The organism is Ruminococcus sp. FC2018 (assembly GCF_000621805.1).
Lineage (GTDB): Bacteria > Bacillota > Clostridia > Oscillospirales > Ruminococcaceae > Hominimerdicola.
Map to the genome: position 1 here is coordinate 181,676 of NZ_JHXH01000003.1, position 13,138 is coordinate 194,813.

The 13,138-nt window shown below is 49.7% G+C and carries 14 protein-coding genes; 2 read left to right on the plus strand and 12 right to left on the minus strand.

The window, feature by feature from the left end:
- The first annotated feature begins 131 nt into the window (after positions 1–131).
- Positions 132–1,253: a sensor histidine kinase gene (locus T494_RS0103375; protein ID WP_051539986.1), complete on the plus strand. Its 1,122-nt coding sequence runs from the start codon at positions 132–134 to the stop codon at positions 1,251–1,253.
- A 5-nt stretch (positions 1,254–1,258) separates the two neighbouring features.
- A complete protein-coding gene (locus tag T494_RS0103380) occupies positions 1,259–1,879 on the plus strand; it encodes a response regulator transcription factor (RefSeq protein ID WP_028505082.1) in 621 nt (206 codons plus the stop codon).
- A gap of 41 nt (positions 1,880–1,920) precedes the next feature.
- On the opposite strand, the gene T494_RS0103385 is transcribed toward T494_RS0103380, so the two are convergent.
- From T494_RS0103385 to dut, 12 genes are all read right to left on the minus strand, one after another.
- Positions 1,921–2,382, minus strand: a complete 462-nt coding sequence (locus T494_RS0103385; RefSeq protein ID WP_051539989.1) for a chemotaxis protein CheW — start codon at positions 2,380–2,382, stop codon at positions 1,921–1,923.
- Positions 2,382–3,401, minus strand: a complete 1,020-nt coding sequence (locus T494_RS0103390) for a chemotaxis protein CheB (protein WP_028505084.1) — start codon at positions 3,399–3,401, stop codon at positions 2,382–2,384. The genes T494_RS0103385 and T494_RS0103390 overlap by 1 nt, the downstream gene beginning before the upstream one ends.
- A complete protein-coding gene (locus T494_RS0103395; protein WP_051539992.1) occupies positions 3,398–4,222 on the minus strand; it encodes a protein-glutamate O-methyltransferase CheR in 825 nt (274 codons plus the stop codon). The genes T494_RS0103390 and T494_RS0103395 overlap by 4 nt, the downstream gene beginning before the upstream one ends.
- A 44-nt stretch (positions 4,223–4,266) precedes the next feature.
- A complete protein-coding gene (gene polA / locus T494_RS0103400; RefSeq protein WP_028505086.1) occupies positions 4,267–6,810 on the minus strand; it encodes a DNA polymerase I in 2,544 nt (847 codons plus the stop codon).
- A 230-nt stretch (positions 6,811–7,040) separates the two neighbouring features.
- Positions 7,041–8,051 carry a tRNA (adenosine(37)-N6)-threonylcarbamoyltransferase complex transferase subunit TsaD gene (gene tsaD, locus T494_RS0103405; RefSeq protein ID WP_028505087.1) on the minus strand — a complete coding sequence of 337 codons (1,011 nt, stop codon included), beginning with the start codon at positions 8,049–8,051 and terminating at the stop codon, positions 7,041–7,043.
- A 33-nt stretch (positions 8,052–8,084) separates the two neighbouring features.
- Positions 8,085–8,807, minus strand: a complete 723-nt coding sequence (locus T494_RS0103410; RefSeq protein ID WP_051539995.1) for a methyltransferase — start codon at positions 8,805–8,807, stop codon at positions 8,085–8,087.
- A complete protein-coding gene (gene rimI, locus T494_RS0103415) occupies positions 8,807–9,247 on the minus strand; it encodes a ribosomal protein S18-alanine N-acetyltransferase (protein ID WP_051539998.1) in 441 nt (146 codons plus the stop codon). Before rimI ends, T494_RS0103410 begins: the two co-directional genes overlap by 1 nt.
- The gene (locus T494_RS13315) at positions 9,213–9,914 is read right to left on the minus strand and encodes a class I SAM-dependent methyltransferase (RefSeq protein ID WP_051540001.1); all 702 of its coding nucleotides are present in this window, start codon (positions 9,912–9,914) and stop codon (positions 9,213–9,215) included. Before T494_RS13315 ends, rimI begins: the two co-directional genes overlap by 35 nt.
- 6 nt (positions 9,915–9,920) lie before the next feature.
- A complete protein-coding gene (rsmI, locus tag T494_RS0103425; RefSeq protein ID WP_028505090.1) occupies positions 9,921–10,754 on the minus strand; it encodes a 16S rRNA (cytidine(1402)-2'-O)-methyltransferase in 834 nt (277 codons plus the stop codon).
- Between the two features lie 385 nt (positions 10,755–11,139).
- A complete protein-coding gene (locus T494_RS0103430) occupies positions 11,140–12,285 on the minus strand; it encodes an amidohydrolase (protein ID WP_028505091.1) in 1,146 nt (381 codons plus the stop codon).
- Positions 12,266–12,586: a hypothetical protein gene (locus tag T494_RS0103435; RefSeq protein ID WP_155984022.1), complete on the minus strand. Its 321-nt coding sequence runs from the start codon at positions 12,584–12,586 to the stop codon at positions 12,266–12,268. The genes T494_RS0103430 and T494_RS0103435 overlap by 20 nt, the downstream gene beginning before the upstream one ends.
- The gene (dut, locus tag T494_RS0103440) at positions 12,567–13,007 is read right to left on the minus strand and encodes a dUTP diphosphatase (RefSeq protein WP_028505093.1); all 441 of its coding nucleotides are present in this window, start codon (positions 13,005–13,007) and stop codon (positions 12,567–12,569) included. The genes T494_RS0103435 and dut overlap by 20 nt, the downstream gene beginning before the upstream one ends.
- Positions 13,008–13,138: the final 131 nt, after the last annotated feature.

Consider the following 13,138-nt stretch of genomic DNA (forward strand, 5'->3'; position numbering starts at 1 on the left):
CTTTATTTTTTCTGTAACTTAAATATATCACAACGAAAACGTTTTTGTAAGTGAACACCGTAACAAATCAACATGACAAATGTAATATTGTTTGTGATTGACAAAAAGCGTGAAAGTGTGATATAGTTGTTATGAATCACACCGCAGGAAACTTAAAAAGGAGGGCGGACATCATATCTGAGCTTGCAGAAAAACTCATACTTGTGCTTATGTGTTCCACCTGCCTTTCTGACATGGAATACACCGCCGTCATGCCTGTTATAGCAGTCCTGAGCTGCATTACATTGGGCTGCCTCTCCACCGTGGCAAAAAGCAGAGCTGTGCAGTATATCATCTCGTCGGCGTATATCATATGCTGCTTTGCACACCCTGTTTTTGCGCTTTATCTCCCTCTGACAGCTTACGACATTTCACGGCGCAGACTTTATCCTCTTATAGCCCCTGCGCTGGCTGCTCTTATATACTGCACGGCAGAGGAAAATATGTGGCTTCTTGTAAAGGTGCCTGCGTTTGTGGTGGTGGCTGTGCTGGTTGAAAAACTCAGCAGCCGCTCCGGCAGGCTGGGACGGGAGCTTATCGTTACCCGTGACAGTGCCGTGGAATACAGCAATGCGCTTATGGAAAAAAACCAGCGTCTGCTTGAAGCCCAGGACAACGAGGTGCACCTTGCCAAGCTCAAGGAGCGTAACCGCATTGCCCGTGAGATACACGACAACGTGGGACATATGCTCACACGCACCATACTGCAAATGGGTGCCATACAGATAATCAACAAGGACGAGGAGCTTAAAGAACCTCTGGAAAGCATTAAAACCACCCTTGATGAGGCAATGGACTCAATACGCAGAAGTGTCCATGACCTGCACGACGATTCCATTGACCTGGAGGGCTCTTTGCGTGATGCTATTGCTCCGCTGAGGGACAATTACAGGGTGAACTTTGAGTATGACATTTCTGACCACATAAACGGCAAGATAAAATACTGCTTTATTGCCATTGCCAAGGAAGCGGTGAACAATATCATCAAACACTCAAACGGCGATGCTGTCACCATTACCGTACGGGACCACCCGGGTATGTGCACCATGTGCGTTGAGGACAACGGTCAGTGCAGCAAAAGTATAGGCACCGGGGGTATCGGTCTTGAAAATATGCATGAACGTGTGGCTGCGCTTGGGGGCGTGCTCAATATAACCCCGGGCAAACAGGGTTTTAAGATATTTGTGAGCATAATGAAAAAGAACGGAGAGTAAAACTGATGAACATAGTAGTTATTGACGACGACAAGCTTGTTGCCATATCGCTTAAAACCATTCTGGAAAGCACAGGCAAAATAAATATTTCCGCCATGGGACACAGCGGCGAGGAGGCAATAACTCTTTACGAGCGTTACCTCCCTGACGTTATGCTTATGGACATTCGTATGCAGGGAATGAGCGGACTTGAGGCGGGTGAAAAGATACTTTCCACACACAAGGACGCAAAGATACTGTACCTTACCACCTTTTCCGACGACGAGTACATAGTAAAGGCTTTGAACATCGGCGCAAAGGGATATATCCTCAAGCAGGATTACGGCGGCATCGAGCCTGCGCTTCAGGCGGTGATGAACGGACAGCGGGTGTTCGGGGAATCGGTAATTGACCGGCTGCCGGAGCTTATTTCGGGAAGCGAAAGCTTTGACTATTCCCGCTATGGGCTTACCGATAAGGAATGGGAGCTTACAACTCTTGTTGCCAGAGGCATGAGCAACAAGGAGATAGCCGGCGAAATGTTCCTCAGCGAGGGCACCGTGCGCAACTATCTCAGCCAGATACTTGAAAAGCTGGACCTGCGTGACCGCACCCAGCTGGCTATATTTTATTTCAACCACAAATAGCACACAGGCATAAAAAAGACCGGGGAGCTCCCGGTCTTTTATTATTCCTCTTTTTCAAATATCCTCTCATCGCCCAGTTTTATCACCTTTTCCGGGTCGATAAGTCTGCACTCTCTGCCTGAGGCATCGGTAAATTCCCCTTCAAGGAACCTTGCGCTTGCATCCCGGTTAAGCTCCACCGCAGGCTGTATCTGCTCAGCGGTCTTTTCCTCAAATCCGAATATCCTGTCCACCAGCAAAGCCGCCCGTTTCTCGGTGTTTGTAACGATAAAGCAGTCCCTGTCCCCTATTTCCTTTGGGGTGTATCCGAATCTTCTGCGCAGGTCTATTACCGGCACATACTTCTCCTCAAACCTGAATGTCCCCGGAACATAATCGGGAAAGTCGGGTATACTTTCCGGCTTCACCGCAGGCACTATCTGCCTTACGTTTTTAAAGTCCACCGAAAAAATATGTCCGTCCACCTCAAACACCAGGTATTTCTCAGCTTCCGCCATATCCATTACCGCTCACCTTCCTTATCCATAGTTTTAAGCCTCAGTTCGATCTCCCCTGCCATTCTTTCAAGGCTCACCTGACGCTTTACGCTGCCGTTTTCAAAGGCAGCTCTGGGCATTCCGTAAACAACGCAGCCTTCACGGCTCTGTCCCAGCGTCACAGCACCCATTTTCCTCATATTGAGCAAACCTGCGGCACCGTCCGAGCCCATTCCTGTAAGGATAACTCCCAGCGCATTTTTCTTTCCGCAGTAAGCCACCGAGTCAAAAAGCACATCCACCGAGGGACAGTGCCCCGAGACCTTTATACCCTCCTCGGAAGTGACAAAGTAGCCTTCCTTGTCGCTGAAAACTCTGAGATGCTCTCCGCCCTTTGCAATGACAACCATGTTGTTTTTAAGATACAGTCCGCTGTGCGCTTCCACAACGTCAAAGCGAGTGGTCTTGTCAAGCTGCTGGGCATATATCCGGGTGTACTCCCTTGGCATATGCAGCACCGCAACGATAGGGGGCATATCACCTTTTAACCCTTCAAGTATAACCGGCAGAGCCTGTGTGCTCCCTGTGGAGCCGCCGATAGCGATCAGCTTACCAAGCCTGTGTCCCAGGTGGCTTACCGGGGCTGTACTTGCGACATACCCTTTTTTCAAAAGTCTTTCAAGGCTGGAACAAAGCCTTGACGAAAACAGCTCGCTATCCTCCTCCGGCTTCATCACAACGTCCGATGCTCCTGCACTCATAAAGCCGTAATTTGAGTTATGCTTTACAGTACACACGATAAGCGGTCTTGAATACTTGGGCATAAGATTTCGGATATATTCCGCTGTTTTTTCCTTTGAGTACCTGTCCCCGTCCATGATTATAACATCGGGCATAGTCTCTTTGACTGAGTTTTTACCCTGGGGCAGCAGGCAGGTCTCTATCACAAGGTCAGAGCACGATTGCTTTTTGACCAGCTCCTGAATTACAGATGTGAAGCGCTGGTCATCAGCAATGATAAGTATTTTCCCTTTTCCCTTTATCATCTGCTCTCCACCACCTTTCTGTAAATGGCGGTAGATATGCGTTTGTATGGCATATCATCGGGTATGCTCTCGGCGTGCCCTGTGTAGAGATATCCCCCCGGCTCTGTGGCATCGTAAAACTTTTTGCAAAGCTTTGCCCTTGCCTCGTCGTTGAAATATATCATTACGTTGCGGCAGAAGATAAGGTGGAACTTTCTCTTGAAGGCAATGTCCTCCATAAGATTGTGATACCTGAACACAACGTTATTTCGTATCTCGTCTATGACCTTATAATCTCCGAACTGGGTGTGGGTAAAATACTTTTCCCTCCACCTGTCCGGCACATTCTTAATGGCAGAGGGGGAGAAAACCCCGTTTGATGCACTCTTTAATGCATTGTATGAAATATCCGTGGCAAGTATTTTCAGATCCCACTGTTTTCTTTGTTCGCCGAAGTACTCGTCAAGGCACATGGCAATATTATAAGGCTCGTTGCCGTAAGAACAGCCTGCACTCCAGATACTCAGGGTCTTATCCTTGACATTCTTTTCCGCATAGGGCAGGAAAATGCCCATCATATGCTGAAAGTGCGCTGTTTCACGCATAAAGTATGTATGGTTGGTGGTGAGCCTGTTTATCATATTCGCCACTTCGCGCTGAGTGGAATCGTTATAAACAAGCCTGAGATAGTCGGAAAAATTGTCAAATCCGCAGTCAAGAACATAGTTGCTCAGACGGCTCTCCACCAGTATTTTTCTGTCCTCAAGGTTAAGTCCGTAGCGGTCTTTTATAAACTTTACAAGCTTTACAAAATCTTCATTGGCTATTTCCAACAATCGCATCACCCTCTTGTTACGTGATATATGCCTGTCACTTTTTCCAAGGCTCAGCTCTTTGCATCATACCAGCTATGCCCGCTGTGTACATCTGCGGTAAAGGGCACTGCAAGTCTTACTGCGCCCTCCATCTCCTCTTTAAGGAGCTTTTCAGCCTTGTCTTTATCCTTTTTCGATACCTCTATTATAAGCTCGTCATGCACCTGCAATATAAGCCGTGCATCAAGCTTTTCCTGCTCTATCCTCTGATACACCCTGACCATGGCAAGCTTGATTATGTCAGCCGCAGCTCCCTGTATGGGGGCGTTCATGGCTGCTCTTTTGCCGAACTCCTGCACCATTTTGTTTGATGCGTGAAGCTCGGGGATATATCTGCGCCTGCCGAAAATGGTGGTGACATAGCCGTTTGCTATGCCGTCCTGCACGGTCTTATCCATAAACTCCGACACCTTCGGATAGTTGGCAAGGTAGTTTTTGATATACTGCTTTGCCTCCGCCACGGTGACTCCTATATCCTTTGAAAGAGAAAAGGCACCGATACCGTAGATTATACCGAAATTAACTGCCTTTGCAGCACGCCTCATCTCATCGCTTACAAAATCCTCCGGCAGGTCAAATACCTGCGCCGCCGTTGAGCGGTGGATATCCTTTCCGCTGAGGAACGCCTGCTGCATATTCTCATCGCCGCACACACAGGCAAGCACACGCAGCTCTATCTGGGAATAGTCCGCATCCACAAGCTCATACCCATCCTTTGCAACAAAGAACTTTCTCATGTTGCGCCCTATCTCCTTGCGAACGGGGATATTCTGCATATTCGGCTCCGCCGAGGATATACGCCCGGTCCTTGTCTCCGTCTGCTTGAATACAGAGTGGACACGACCGTCCTGTCCTATCTGTTTGAGCAGCCCCTCAACGTAGGTGGAATCAAGCTTTGTTAGAGTGCGGTATTCGAGTATCAGCGGAATTATGGGGTGCTTGTCCGAAAGCGATTCCAGCACCTCTGCGCCGGTGGAATAGCCGCTTTTGGTTTTCTTTTTGGCGGGCAGTCCCAGCTTTTCAAAGAGTATGCTCCCAAGCTGCTTTGTAGATGCGATATTGAACTCCTCGCCGGCATATTCGTATATCTGTCCCGTGAGCTGAGCTATCTTGTCTTTAAGCCCCTCTCCGAACTGCTTTATGCCCTCAACATCAGCCTTTACACCATAAAACTCCATAGATGCCAGCACCCGGCAAAGGGGCAGCTCAATGTCATTGAAAAGCCCTGTCATACCTGTCTGCTCCAGCTGCCCTTCAAGGTTTTCCCACAGTCCGGGCAGGCTGGCTATATCGGCATTTTCACCGCAGTCGCTGCGATATGTCACCTTGTATGCAAGACAGAGATTTTCCACGGTGTAGTCGCTTGACTGGGAGTTTAAAAGATAGCCTGCCAGGTCGCAGCAGAAAGCAAGCTCTCTCACCACGGTGCCCTGTCCCAGCGCAAACATATGCAGGCTCTTGCCTTCAAAAGCCCCCTTTACACACTCCGACTCCAGCACCGCCGTAATAAGCTCTCTGTCTTTTGTCACATAGACCGTATTGCCGCAGATAACTTTCAGGGTGTCGTCTTTAAGCTGCAAGCCGATTCTTTTTGCCTTTTCAAAGATCCCGATACAGCTTTGGTCAAGCTCTTCACAGTCTATTTTTTCAAGCTGTGAAAGCTTCAGCTTTTCCTCCGGCTCTGCCTGTACTCCCTCACCGCTTGCGCCAAGCCTTTCCATTAGTCTGAACATTTCAAGCCCTGCCAGAAGCTCACCGGTCTTTACTTTGTCGCCCCCTGTAAGCTTGTAATTCTCAATATTGGTGTCAATAGGCACTTCAAGAAAGATCTCCGCAAGAAATCTGCTGTCAAGGGCATCCTTGTGCCCGTTTTCAAGCTTTGCCCTCACCGACGGGGTAAGCTTTATATCGGCAAGCTTTTCATAAAGTGCGTCAACGCTCCCTGTCTGCTGTATAAGGCTGAGAGCTGTTTTCTCGCCAATGCCCGCAACGCCCTTTATGTTGTCCGAGGCATCCCCCATAAGCGCCTTGACCTCTATCATCTGACGGGGCTGTACGCCGTATTCTTCCATTATCCTTTCGGGAGTATATATCTTTGTTTCCTTTGTGCCTGCAAGGCGGACCGTGACTTTGTCCGACACAAGCTGGAAGCTGTCTCTGTCGCCTGTGAGGATAAAGCATTCGTTTCCGCTGTCGGCACACGCCTTTGACAGCGTACCCAGAATATCGTCTGCCTCGTAGCCCTCACACTCAACTATCCTTACCCCCAAATCGGTGAGCAGCTCTTTTATCACAGGCATCTGCTGGGCAAGCTCCGCAGGCATACCCTTGCGGTTGGCTTTATAGTCCGCATTGGCTTTGTGGCGGAAAGTAGGTGCTCTCAGGTCAAACGCCACCGCAGCGCAGTCGGGCTGTACCTGTGAAAGCTCTTTGAGGTAGATGTTCATAAAGCCTGTGATGGCGTTGGTGAACTGACCTTTCGAGTTTGAAAGCGCTTTTATGCCGTAAAACGCCCTGTTCATTATACTGTTTCCGTCTATTGCAAGTAAAACCATAAGTGTATGCTCCTGTTTCTTGGTATTTTTGAACAGTCTGTCCGCCGAATAATTGAGAGTATCCTCTTGGAAGTGCTATTCTCTGAACTCTCTCTTAGACTTTCAGTACAATTCGGGGATATGGGGTTCTTCCCCATATCCTCGAATTGCATTAAGAGGTTTAGGAAAGGGGTTTGGGGAACAACCCTTCTCCAAAAGGGTTTTCCCCAATTATTTCACGAACAAACTGTTCAAAGGTTTTCGAGGGACAAAGTTGCAACTGCGTTGAGGGACATATCCGCCCGTCTGCCTGCAAGGTAGTCGTAATAACCCTGACAGGCTATCATTGCGCCGTTGTCGCCGCAGTATTTCAGCTCGGGCAGATAAAGCTTGTAATTGCGCTTTTCACACTCCGCCGCTATCTTTTCACGCACCCCGGAATTTGCCGACACTCCTCCTGCCACCGCAATGGTAGTATACCCGTAATTTTCCGATGCAAGCATAAGTTTTTGGCAAAGTATATCCGCAATGGTCTTCTGGAAAGATGCCGCCATGTCCTCACGGTTTATTTCAATTCCCTTTTGCTGTGAATTGTGAACAAGGTTTATCACCGCTGTTTTAAGCCCCGAAAACGACAGGTCGTACTCGCTGCCCTGGACCTTGGGGTGGGGCAGGACAAAAGCTTTGTCATCGCCGTTTTTCGCCGCAGCGTCAATGAATTTCCCTCCGGGGTATTCGTAACCCAGTGTTCGTGCGACCTTGTCAAAGCACTCGCCTGCGGCATCGTCACGGGTGCGCCCGATAACGTGGTACTTTGTATAGTCAAGCACCTCAACGATGTGGGAATGTCCTCCCGATACCACAAGGCACAGATAAGGCGGTTTCAGCTCCGGGTGGGAGATATAGTTTGCCGCAATGTGACCTGCGATATGATGCACGGGAACAAGGGGCTTTTTTGCGCTCATCGCAAGTCCCTTTGCAAAGCTCACACCCACAAGCAGCGCACCGATAAGCCCCGGGGCATAAGTCACCGCAACAGCATCTATGTCCTCAAGGGTACACTCTGCCTTTTCAAGAGCTTCCCTGGTCACCCAGCCGATATTTTCCGCATGGCGGCGTGAGGCTATCTCGGGAACGACTCCACCGTAAAGCCTGTGCTCGTCTATCTGGCTTGCAACGACGTTTGAAAGGACGGTCTTTCCGTCCTCCACCACCGAGCAGGCAGTCTCGTCGCAGGAGCTTTCTATTCCAAGTATCTTCATTGTCTATCAGTCCTTTTAAAGGGTTTTCCCCAACTATTCTCTTATCTCTGCGGTGTAGATGCTCTGCATTTCTTCAGAGATGCCGCCGTCGCTTGACCTCACATACAGGGGCTTTTCTATCCGGATAAAGTTGTTTCCGCCCTTGCGCCCCTCCACAAGCACCAGCCATGGGGCGCACTCGGGATTTTTGTGAACGGTGCGAAGCCGTTTCGGCTCAATGCCGTTTGCACGCATAGCGGTGATTATATCGCTGAGCCTTTCAGGTCTGTTGCAAAGACAGAGCCGCCCGCCGAAGCGAAGATTTCTTGCCGCAGCGGCACACACATCGTCCACGGTACACATCATCTCATGGCGTGCAATAGACACCGCCAGGCTGTTATTTTTCGCTCCCGTACCGCTTATCTTGTAAGGGGGGTTGCAGGTGATAACATCAAGCTGCTCAGGGCTTTTCCACTCTCTCAGATCCCCAAGCACCGCCTCTGTATTATCCGCCCCGGACTCTCTTATGGAAAGCTTTAGCTGGTCATACGCCTTTTGCTGCAATTCCACAGCGTATATCTTTCTTGGCTGAAAATTCCTCTGGATTATCATTGGGATTATCCCGCAGCCCGTACAAAGGTCGCAAACGGTATCCTTATGCCTTGGTCGTGCAAAATCCGCAAGCAGGAATGCGTCCGTTCCGAACCTGTGCTCGGTGGAAATACATACCCTGAATCCCTTTCCCAGGTCTTCAAATGTAAGGTCGGTGTGCTCCATTACTTTTCTCCGTTCAGATATTTTGTCATAAGAATGGCGTCCTCTGTGGGGTAAGAGTAAAAGTTTTTTCTCTCCCCTGCCACAGCAAAGCCAAAGCTTTGGTATAAAGCTATTGCAGCGGCGTTTGAACGCCTCACCTCAAGGGTAACGCTCAAAGCGTGGGAAAGCTCTCCGAGCATATGCTCCATCAGAGCCTTTGCTATACCCCTTCGGCGGAACTTTTCCACCACGGCGATATTGTTTATGCTCACCTCGCCGAACACCTCCCACACGCTGAGAAAGCCTGCCGCTTCCCCGTCTTCATAGGCAACATAGGAATGTGCATTGGGGTTTGAAAGCTCCTGAAACAAGGTCTTTTCGCTCCATGGCTGCGAAAGGCACTGTGCCATTATTGCCGCAGCGTCTTTATAGCTGCTGCGGTCCATGAGTTTTATCTGCATCGGCATCGTTCCCTCTTTTTTCGCACACAAGGCAATACATAAATTTCTTGCTGTCAACAACTTTTATCTTTGCGTTGTCAAAGCCTGCATCGCTGATAACATCTCTCAGCTCTCTGGGAGAATAGTAGGTTTCCTCCTCGGACATAAACTGCTTTTTTCTCTCAAAGTAATCCCTGCTGTAAAAGGCGCAGATAAACTTTCCTCCCGGTCTGAGCACCCTTAATATCTCGCTGAGCGATTTCTCCCTGTCCTGCCAGAAATAAATGGTATTTATGGTGTACACCGTGTCAAAATAATCGTCGTCGTAGGGCAGCTCCTCCACCGATGCGTTTTGCAGAAACATTCTGTCCTTGTCCACCGCATCCTGGTTCACACTTGTTGCCACCACAACCATATGGTCGGAAATATCCACACCGTACAGCTTGACATTATCCAGCTTTTCGTCCAGCCTTTTGAGCATATCTCCGTTTCCAAAGCCAACATCCAGTATTTTCGAGCCCTCGTCCTTGCCCACAAAATTATAAACTGCGTTGTAAAGCTTAAAGTTTATCACGTTCATGGCAAGGGTAAAAAAATCTCCCGCAACGCCCTCAGGCTTTGCAAACTGTTCCTTCATTATTCTCTTGAATTTCTTTGGTGTCATCAAAAAGAAGTCTTTTATCTTCATTTCCCTTTACTCCCTCTCTTCAAGCAGTTTTGCGTATAGCTCTGCCTTTGAAAATCCCGTCGCCTTGGCTATCTCCTTGCAGGCGTCGGCTCCCCTCATTCCGTTTTGCATCAACGCTCTGACCTGCACCAGTGCTTCGTCAACAGTCTCTGCCTTTACAAGCTCGGACTCCTTTGCGCCCTCGATCACCAGCACAAACTCGCCCTTTGGTTTGACGTTTTTATACATCTCCACCGCCCCGGAAAGAGTGGTGCGTATGACCTCCTCGTGGAGCTTTGTCAGCTCCCTGCAAAGGGATATCTTCCTGTCCCCAAAAAATTTCAGCATATCCTCCAGCGTGCTCAGCAGCTTGTGGGGTGCTTCGTAAAACACAAGGGTGTGTGTGGAATTCTTCACCGCCGCAAGATGCTCCTGCCGCTGCTTTTTCGTCACCGACAAAAAACCCTCGAACTGAAAATTTTTGGTGTTAAGTCCGCTTATGGCAAGCCCCGATATTACTGCGCTGGGACCGGGTACGACCTCGACTCTTATCCCCCTGTCATAACACATCCTGACCAGCAGCTCCCCAGGGTCGGATATGCACGGCATTCCCGCATCGGTAACTATCGCTGCACTCTCCCCTGCGGCGACCCTGTCACAGATCCCCTCGCCAACCTGCGCTGCGTTGTGCTCGTGATAACTCACAAGCGGCGTTTTTATCTCAAAGTAATTCAGCAGCTTAGCACTCACCCTGGTGTCCTCAGCGCAGATAAAATCCACCTTTTCAAGCGTCTCTACCGCCCTGTACGTCATATCCCCAAGGTTGCCTATCGGCGTGCCGACTACATATAATGTTCCCATTTCCATCGTCCCTCTTACTATAAATCAGAATTTATCGGGGTATGCTTGTCGAGCAGCTGGGGGAAACCCTTTTGGAGAAGGGTTGTCCCCCAGACCCCTTTCCTAAACCTTTTATTGCTTTTTCGGCACAAGGTGTCTGCGACACCTTATCCCGAAAAAGTAGTAGAGTTCAGAAAAAGAGTTTGAGAGAAAGCGCTCCCAAGAGAATACCCACAGTTACTTGATAGGTATACCGCAACAAATGCGGATTTACCGAGGTTTGCACAACACGGCTCTACTCTTGTACAGTTATCACAAAGTGAAAGCCCGGAGCGGCACGAAAGCCGCTGTCTGCTCAAACCGATATGCGACGGACAAGCGTGCCGCCGCGGCGGTAAATTCTGATTTAGCTTATTATCTCTCCACCTATCATTACAATTTCGGGTGAACTCATGACCTCAAACGGGTCGCACTCAAACAGCGTGATATCGGCGTCCTTACCGACCTCAATCGAGCCGACTCTGTCCGCTATCCCTGCGATCCGGGCGGCGTTCCTCGTCACGCTCAGAACTGCGTCCTCAAAGCTCAGACCGTTCTTGCGGCAGATACCCACCGACAACGGCAGATACTCTATCGGTACTTCCGAGTGATCTGTGCACACAGCCACCGTCACGCCGTTTTTCGCCAGAATTGCCGCATTTTCGGGGCTAAGTGATGCCATCTCGGGCTTGCACCTGTCGCAAATAACAGGTCCTATCACCGCCGAGCAGCTTTCCTGTGCCAGCTCGTCAGCTATCAGATACCCGTCGGTGCAGTGGACAAGCGTGTAGTCAAGATCGAACTCGCTTGCTATCCTCACCGCCGTGAAAATATCGTCCGCCCTGTGGCAGTGGAAATGCGCCTTTATCTTTTTATCCACAAGGGGCAAAAGCGCCTCGCTTTTTATGTCGTACTCGGGCATATCGCCGTCCTCGCCGAGCGCCTTTTCAATGTCCTGTCCGTAGCGTTTCGCCTTGTATAAAGCCTCTCTTATCACCGCAGCGACTGCCATTCTTGTGACAGGTGTCTCGTCACGGTCGTTATAAGTCATCTTTGGGTTCTCGCCAAGCGAAAATTTTATCCCCACCTGTCCCATGGACATTTTGTCAATACGCTTTCCTGCGGTCTTAATGGCATATATCTGCCCTGCGACAGCGTTTGCCGAGCCGGGGGAAACCACTGCCGATGTAATTCCTGCCTTTCGTGCAAGCTCAAAGGAGTAGTCAAGGGGATTTATGCCGTCGATTATCCGCAGCTGCGGCGTGCAAGCATCAACCGACTCGTTAAGGTCCTCGCCCTCAAAGCCCACACCGCTTGTGGTCAGTCCCAGGTGTGTGTGGCAGTCGATAAAGCCGGGGAAAAGGCTTTTGCCATGGGCATCAATGTCCCCTGCACTGCCGACAGCGCACTCGCCCACCTGCGCTATCTTTCCGTCCTGCACCTCCACAAAGCCGTTGTCGATGACCGTGAAAACCTCGTCGCAGGTATAAATCTTAGCGTTTACTATCTTCATTTTCCTTGTTATCCTCTTTCTTCTGATTAGTTTTTCCGCCGAATATAAGCGAACACGGCAGCATCAGCCAGGAGTAATCCGTAAAGCACAAAAGCGCCCAGATCTTGTGGTGCGAAAGCAAAAAGCCGATAAGTATAAACAGTCCGCCCAACAGCGGTATCCCCGAAACAAAGTGGTCACGCTTGCGGTTTTTCAGCAGGTTGACAAGGTTAAGTACCGACAGCAAAAGCCCTATCAGCGCAAGTATCACCGTGGGATTTTTCGTGAAAAATCCGCCCATATCACTTGTTTGTGGAGCCAAAGCCCCCTTCTCCTCTCACCGTGCCGCTCAGCTCGTCTGCCACTTCCACCTCCGGAGTGAAAACAGGGGCAAGCACCAGCTGCGCTATCCTGTCGCCGTGATTTATCACAAAGTCGTTTTCCGATGAATTGTGCAGTGCAACGATGACCTCGCCTCGGTAGTCCCAGTCGATAACCCCCACGCAGTTGGCAGGCGCAAGACCAAACTTTGTGGCAAGTCCGCTGCGTGCGTAGATAAGCCCAACGGTGCTTTTGTCGCCGTCTATCTCCATAGCAACGCCCGTGTGGACTTTGACCGTCTGCCCTGCCTTGACCGTTATCGGCTCACCGCAGCAGGCACTCAAGTCGTACCCTGCGCTGAACTGTGTCTGCCTCGCAGGTATTACCGCACGTTCATCAAGCTTTTTTATCAGCAGTTTCATTCTCTTTCCTCTTTCTGTTGTATAATTTATCTGCTCTAAATCAGAATTTATCGGGGTATGCTTGTCGAGCAGCTGGGGGAAACCCTTTTGGAGAAGGGTTGTCCCCCAGACCCCTTTCCTAAACCTTTTAT